This window comes from Thalassospira profundimaris, assembly GCF_003326675.1.
Classification (GTDB): Bacteria; Pseudomonadota; Alphaproteobacteria; order Rhodospirillales; family Thalassospiraceae; genus Thalassospira; species Thalassospira aquimaris.
Genome location: NZ_JPWF01000013.1, coordinates 134,808 through 140,807 on the forward strand (window position 1 = coordinate 134,808; position 6,000 = coordinate 140,807).

General features: G+C 51.9%; 7 protein-coding genes. 4 read left to right on the top strand and 3 right to left on the bottom strand.

Going from position 1 to position 6,000, the window contains the following annotated elements; translation table 11 throughout:
* Nucleotides 1-239: 239 nt before the first annotated feature.
* A complete protein-coding gene (locus TH19_RS17665) occupies nucleotides 240-863 on the top strand; it encodes a LysE family translocator (protein WP_114103678.1) in 624 nt (207 codons plus the stop codon).
* Nucleotides 864-989: 126 nt separating this feature from the next.
* Nucleotides 990-1,313, top strand: a complete 324-nt coding sequence (locus TH19_RS17670; protein ID WP_114103679.1) for a hypothetical protein — start codon at nucleotides 990-992, stop codon at nucleotides 1,311-1,313.
* Nucleotides 1,314-1,404: 91 nt separating this feature from the next.
* Here the strand turns inward: TH19_RS17670 and TH19_RS17675 are convergent, their stop codons facing one another.
* Both TH19_RS17675 and TH19_RS17680 read right to left on the bottom strand, forming a co-directional pair.
* Nucleotides 1,405-2,439, bottom strand: coding sequence for a hypothetical protein (locus TH19_RS17675; protein ID WP_114103680.1), 1,035 nt, complete (start codon nucleotides 2,437-2,439; stop codon nucleotides 1,405-1,407).
* A 209-nt stretch (nucleotides 2,440-2,648) separates the two neighbouring features.
* Nucleotides 2,649-3,674, bottom strand: a complete 1,026-nt coding sequence (locus TH19_RS17680) for a GGDEF domain-containing protein (protein ID WP_114103681.1) — start codon at nucleotides 3,672-3,674, stop codon at nucleotides 2,649-2,651.
* Nucleotides 3,675-4,437: 763 nt separating this feature from the next.
* On the opposite strand from TH19_RS17680, the gene TH19_RS17685 reads away from it, so the two are divergent.
* Nucleotides 4,438-4,644: a cold-shock protein gene (locus TH19_RS17685; RefSeq protein ID WP_007090786.1), complete on the top strand. Its 207-nt coding sequence runs from the start codon at nucleotides 4,438-4,440 to the stop codon at nucleotides 4,642-4,644.
* A 120-nt stretch (nucleotides 4,645-4,764) separates the two neighbouring features.
* A complete protein-coding gene (locus TH19_RS17690) occupies nucleotides 4,765-5,436 on the top strand; it encodes a 5-formyltetrahydrofolate cyclo-ligase (RefSeq protein ID WP_114103682.1) in 672 nt (223 codons plus the stop codon).
* A gap of 30 nt (nucleotides 5,437-5,466) precedes the next feature.
* On the opposite strand, the gene TH19_RS17695 is transcribed toward TH19_RS17690, so the two are convergent.
* Nucleotides 5,467-5,859 (bottom strand): GFA family protein, encoded by a 393-nt coding sequence (locus tag TH19_RS17695; RefSeq protein ID WP_114103698.1) that lies wholly within the window; start codon nucleotides 5,857-5,859, stop codon nucleotides 5,467-5,469.
* Nucleotides 5,860-6,000: the final 141 nt, after the last annotated feature.

Below are 6,000 nucleotides of genomic sequence, written 5' to 3' on the forward strand. Positions count from 1 at the left end.
GTGGAATTTAGCGAGGTGGTCCCGAATGCCCCGGATGTCCTAGGGTTTTCAGTGGATTATCAGGGGCGTTTTCATGATCCTCTGTATGATCCTGTGGCGCGAATGTCTTGGTATTGCCGCTATACCAAAAAGATGCTGGTGGGCGTTCTGGTTATCGGGTAGTGGTTTTCGCCTGATCGATCCATGCCCCAAAAACTGGCGATCAGAAACGCGCACCAACCAAGCCACAGGAACGTTCCATGGTCAGTCTGTCCTTGATCGGGGCTTTTATCCCGACCGCCTTTTTTGTGTCGATTACGCCGGGCATGTGCATGACCCTTGCCCTGACGCTTGGCATGACCATCGGATTACGCCGTACCCTTTGGATGATGGCGGGTGAACTGGTTGGTGTTGGCATTGTCGTCGTCGCGTCCGCCCTTGGTGTCGCAACCGTGATGTTGCAGTATCCGGCGGTGTTTGCGGTGTTCAAATATGTGGGCGGTGCCTATCTGGCATGGCTTGGCATTCAGATGTGGCTGTCGCGCGGGCGTATGGCGCTTTCGGCGGAAACCGACGGGGTCAAGGCGACAACGCCCACCGGACTGATGACGCAGGGCTTTGTGACGGCGATCGCCAATCCCAAGGGATGGGCCTTCATGATTTCACTGTTACCGCCATTCATCAGCCTTCAACATGCCATTGCGCCACAGCTGTCCATTCTGGTTGCGATCATCCTGACAACCGAACTGATTTGCATGACGCTTTATGCGACGGGCGGTCGGTCCCTGCGCAAGTTCCTTGAAAAAAGCGGCAATGTCCGTGTGCTCAACCGGGTTGCCGGGACATTGATGATCGGTGTCGGCATCTGGCTTGCCAGCAGCTGAAAATCCGAATTGCCGGATTCAGGCAAGGCGTTTGACAATCGCGGCCTGGTTCATGGCGGTTAATGTTTGTTTTGTGGTTATGCAGTAACCATGTGTAATCAAACAACTGTTACAGGATAGGCTGCCATGCGCGAGATACGCTGTATCGTTTTTGATGATGGCGAACTGATCAAGGCGTTGTTGGCGCATGGTCGGCGCACCGGCAAAAACTTGCCTGCCGGTCAGATCACCAGTTTTGAAATTGAACGGGCAAAAGAAGTTGTCGCGCGCATGACGATTACCTCGGACGAGGGGGCGAAAATGGTGGTTCCGACATCCGGGGCAGAACTGGCAGCCGCAATGATCGCCTATTGTATTGATCGCAAGGTGCCTGTGCCGGCGCATTCCGCCAAATCAATTACCGTGATTGATGATCACGTCGCCCTTAAAATCACCATGAGCGGCGACTGAGATCGTCAGGTCGAAGGACAGGGTGACAGTTCGGAATTAAAAAAGGCGCGAAGCATTTTCGCGCCTTTTGCATGTTTGGGTGATCAGGGACTTACCACTGCATCATCTTGCCTTTAAGCGCACCCATGCGTTCTTCTTCGTTCTTGAAGCTGTGCTGTTCAGATACACCATCCTGCATCTTGGTGATCAGCAACCATTCCTTGACCTTCATGAAGCGCGGGGCAAGGAACTGATAGGTGTCCTTGACCAGACGCACGGCAAGCGGGCCGCGTTCGAGTTCGAGCTCTTCCCATTGGATGATCAGCGGTTGCCAGGCGCGCAGACGCTTATACAGGTCGTCACGCTTGCTTCGGATATATTGGCGCTGGGATGTGAAGTTGCGCAGCACAGACATGATTTCGCCGGTATTGGCATCAAGTTCGTCAAAGGTGTTTTCGAACTTCCGTTTGGCATCGTCAAGAAGTCGAATAGCCTGGGTGACGGTTTCCAGAACGCCCTTTTCATGGGCGTAAATGCGGCGCAAATCTTGCAATTTGCGATCAACCATCAGGATTTTGCGATATCGCACGCGCAGCGTTTCGATATAGGACAGCTCGTCAGCGACCTGATGCACCAGATTGACGACTTCTTCGCGGTTTTCCTTGCCGAAACCAAGTTTTTCGGCAACCTCGTCAAAGGCCTGGTTGATCTTTTTCTTGGTGTTCGGGTCTTCGGCGATCTGCATCAGTTCGTCCGGATCGGTAATAAGTTCCTCACTGCCCGACATCCATGTCACAAGCTGCATCGTAATACGGTTATAGGCAATGGCCTGATTTTCTTCGTCGACTTCCCACGAAGCTTCGCCGGTCAGGACCTCGAGCGGAAGATTGTCGCCCGGACGCAATACGTTCACAAAATTCAGGGCCTTGTCGATCAGACTGATAAGGTCACCATCCTTGGACTCAGGATCGATATCAAACTCACGGCAAATGGCGCGCAGCGGCAAAGACACGACAGATCCCTCTGCCATTTTAAGGACAAAGAGAGCTTCGTCTGAAATATCAGACTTTTGAAAATGGCATTCTTCGAACGACTTGAAGATCTTGTGTTCAAGCTCAATCTTGCGTTCGGTCTTCGGTGTCTTCATGTAGTTGCTCCGCCCCGCAAAGCTTACGCACTTTTATGTTGTGCATGACAGGATCAATTTTAAGTGGGGCGATCCTGTCTGTTCTTGCCTGCGAGGACATGTGTGTTAGCTCGGTATCTGAACCTGTTTTATTGTGCGTTTCAGCTATTTCTTGTGTCAGAAATTTGGACGTCTGAAACGTGTTCATTGGTCTGAATTATGTGTTTGGCCTACTGCGCAATACAGGTGTTTCTGCCATCCTGTTTTGCCAGATAAAGGGCCTTGTCAGCACGATCAACGAACTCAAGTATATTCTCCCCTAGTTGGTAGGACGTCAAGCCAATAGAAACGGTTAACTTACCGAAATCCTTGCCTGTTTTTTTGTTTATGATGCGCTGGTTGGAGACGTTGCTGCGCAATTTGTTTGCCAGTTTTTCCGCATTTTCGCGCGATGTATCTGGCAGAATGACGGCAAACTCCTCGCCGCCATAACGTGCGACCGTATCCGCCCCTTTGGTTGAGCTGACCAATACACGGGCAACAGCCTTCAGGACGCCATCCCCGGCCCGGTGGCCGAAATTGTCGTTGAAATCCTTGAAGTAGTCGATGTCGATCATCAGCAGCGACAGCGGAACACCGGTTTCCATAGTGGTTGTCACGGCATCGCGAAGCGAACTGTCAAAATTCTTGCGGTTTGCGATCCCGGTCAGTGTATCGGTCAAGGCATCACGTCGGACCAGTTCAAGCTCGGACCGGACCCGGCGAACTTCCTTGTGATATTCTTCAAGGCTGCCATTGAATGAACCATAACATTCGCGCGCCTTGGTCGTGGTGCCCGACAGCGTTTGACTGACGGTGCGTGCATCTTCAAGTGTGATGTCGTCTGCGGAAAGTTTCCGCGATGCGGTATCAAACTCGCCACAGAACATTTCGGTATCGCGCATGACCGAATGCACGGCTTCTTCCACACGTTCAACGGCGGCTTGCAGGCCTTCGACCCCCTGATTGAGGTGCTGCTGCAAGGCGTGGCTGCCAAGATATTTGTGGTAAATTCGAAAAACCGTTTCCTCGTCCAGCTCCTGGGTGTTGCGGATCAACACCTTGATCAGTTGGCTGAGTTCGGGAATCTCGTCTGAAATATAGCTGTAAAATACGTGATAAACCTGCGGCGTGGGTTGCAGGTTGAGTTCGTTAATCAACGCCATGACGTTGTGGGCGATATCACGTGGATTGGCGATCTTCGTTGTCGCTGTCACTTCAAGTATTCCGATCCGAAAGTCGTTCCCATTCAGTTTATCGGTGTCCCGGTCGAATTTATCGCATCTTTTAAGTCGATGCTTTGGATTGGTGGTCGCACCTTGTTTCGGCGCGTTTTGGATTTAATGTTCCATAATCAAACGAATTGTCGACCAATGTCACGTGAAACCATTCCCCAGAAAATGACAAAATCAGACATTCCTATTCAGTTAGGCAGTAAACCGTTCGGATACAACGGCTTCTTTAGCGAAATGATCACGCATATTTTGCCCTCACGTGGTTGCTAACCCCCGGTGTTGGAGCTGTCGTGATCCGGTTGTGTGTTGCACAGGTAAAAGGCGCGTCGTTGTGTGCGGACAATAAGGTTGATTTGCCCGATGTTGGCGATGGGGTGTATCTGGATCGGAGTTTCCGGTTGGTGAATGGCAGTTTCAGGCTAAGCGATTGTAATGTCTGGTCGCTTGCTAATTAGCCTGATGAATGGCTGTTTCACCTAGGGGTTCAGGGGCATTTTTGATTTTCAACCATACGAAGTTACATGCGTTGTTGCGAATATCATGTGCCGAAAAACGAACTTCATACATGAATCCATTGCACTAAGCCCAAAATTCGCGTAATTGTTGAAACGATGCAGTGCATCTTTCATGGGCGTGGTTGCTTTCAGGTTGAGGGAAATCATGTCGATGAAGGGCAGGGCAGGGACTGTTTTCTTGCATCTCCTTCTTTGGCGGTGCGCTTACTAAACTAAGGACGACTACGGATATGGCTACCGGAACGGTTAAGTGGTTCAATGCGACCAAGGGTTATGGCTTCATCACCCCGGACGAAGGCGGCAAAGATGCATTCGTGCACATTACCGCTGTTCAGCGCGCTGGTTTGCAGGGACTTGATGAGGGTCAGAAGGTTCAATTCGAGCTGATTGAAGGTCGTAACGGCCGCATGTCGGCAGAAGAACTCTCCATCATGTAATTGATTTTGGATGCAGCTTTTCGCTGACAACCGTTAACGCGCCGGGTTTCCGGCGCGTTATGCGTTTATAGGGTTTTGATGTAAGATGTGCGCCAAAACCCCGAAAAATGTAGCGCACCTATGAGCTTCGATCTTCCTGCCCCACCGCAATCAAATGACGAAAACAGCCAGTCCGAATGGCGGCGTGCGATCCGGCGTGCGCTGCTTGGCTGGCGTTCGGCGCTGGATGGCGAAACGCACAAGGCTTTGTCTGAACAGATATGTGCCCATTTCGCGGACTTCCTTGCGGCACGCAGCGGGGCGACTGTCGGATTTTATTGGCCGATCCAGAACGAGATTGACGTCCGTCCAGTCATTGAAAAGCACCTGAAAGCAGGCGGGAAAGCTGCATTGCCGGTCGTGCCAGGCAAGGACATGCCCATGGTGTTTCACGACTGGACACCTGAAACTGAAATGGTCCCCGGTTTTGCCCGTATCCCCGAACCAAAAAACACCAAGGAAATTCCGGTGCATGTGATGCTGGCACCATTGGTCGGGTTCGACCGGGCCGGGTATCGGTTGGGATATGGCGGTGGTTTCTTTGACCGGACCCTTGGTGCGATGACGCGCAAGCCGCTTGTGGTCGGCATCGGCTTTGAGGCGACGTTGATTGACGATATCAAACCCCATCAATTTGACGTCCCGGTCGATGTTCTGATCACCGATCAAGGAACACGGATGGTTGCCGACGGCCTTGATCCGGCAGAACACAAAGCAGATCAGTCATCACCGCCTTGCCATCTTTGTTCCTGAAGGTTTGTACCTTACTAGCGGTTTCCAATATCAGTCTTCGGACCTGTCTGTTGACGGACGGTCTTTTTCGTAGCTGTGTTTTAGCGGGAAGGGCGGAAGCCAGTTTTCGCGGCGGATGGTCCAAAGCTCGTAGGTCGGGGCGAACTGATCCGGGGCATCAAAGATGCCGATATTGATTTCGATCTCGTCGCTGCTGTGCCCATAGATCGATGATCCGCAAGCCGGGCAAAAATGCCGTCCCTGATAGGAATTTGTTTCGCCGGTTACGGTCACGGATTCTTGCGGAAAGATCGCCGATGCATGAAACAGTGCGCCGTGATGCTTTCGGCAATCCAAGCAATGACACAGGCCAACCCGATAGGGCGCACCGGTTGCTGTGATCCGCACCTTGCCGCAAAGGCAACCACCTGTGACCTGTTCCATATCCATTCTCCTGCAAACGTAACGGTAAACAGGTTTAGCGCATACGACAATGCGTGCGCAAATGGTGTGACGTCACATAATGATTGGGCGTTTTGTGCAGGGAAGCAAAGTGGCTGGGGAACCTGGATTCGAACCAGGACT